Below are 686 nucleotides of genomic sequence, written 5' to 3'. Positions count from 1 at the left end.
TGAGTTCGGCGTAGCTCAGGGTCTGCTCACCAAACATCAACGCCGGGGCGTCCGGGGTGGCGAACACCTGGGCTTCGATCAGTGAGTGGATGCTGCGCTCATTCGGGTACGCCGCGAGGGTGTCGTTCCAGCCTTCAACCATCAACTGCCGTTCTTGCAGGTCCAGCATCGGCAGCTCGCCAACTGCTGCATCCGCATCCGCGACCAGTGCCTGCAGCAAATCTGCAAAGTTGGCCGCCAGGCGGCCAATGGTCTCGTCGCTCCACCGCGTACGGTCGTGGTTGTAGTGCATCGCCAGGCTGCTACCCAGCTCAACCACCAGGGTCAGTGGGTAGTTGGTTTGCTCCTGTACGGCCACGTTGCCAAAGCGCAAGCGCCCGGGCGCGCCTTGTTGCAGCGCCTCGGACACCGGGTAGTTTTCGAACACCAGAATGCTGTCGAACAGCGCGTCACCGCCCTGCCCGGCCCAGCGCTGCACGTCGTACAGCGGGGTGTGCTCGAACTCGCGCAACGCCAGGTTGCAGCCTTGAACCTGGGCGATCCACTCGCCGACACGCTGCTCGGCACGGGGTGCACCAATCACCGGCAGGGTGTTGATGAACAGGCCGATCTGCTCCTCAACGCCTGGCAAATCTGCCGGGCGGCCGGCCACGGTGGCGCCGAAGCAGACACTGGCCTGGCCGGTA

1 protein-coding gene is annotated in these 686 nt (G+C 64.4%); it reads right to left on the bottom strand.

Annotated features, from left to right (window positions below):
- Positions 1–686, bottom strand: a 686-nt coding sequence (locus HU750_RS26950) for a condensation domain-containing protein (protein WP_186683380.1), incomplete at both ends; no start/stop codon positions are given.

Origin of the sequence: Pseudomonas sp. SWRI50, assembly GCF_014269095.1 — a bacterium.
Lineage (GTDB): Bacteria > Pseudomonadota > Gammaproteobacteria > Pseudomonadales > Pseudomonadaceae > Aquipseudomonas > Aquipseudomonas kermanshahensis.
Note: the sequence above shows the minus strand (reverse complement) of the source record. Positions and strands in the feature narration are given on the sequence as shown.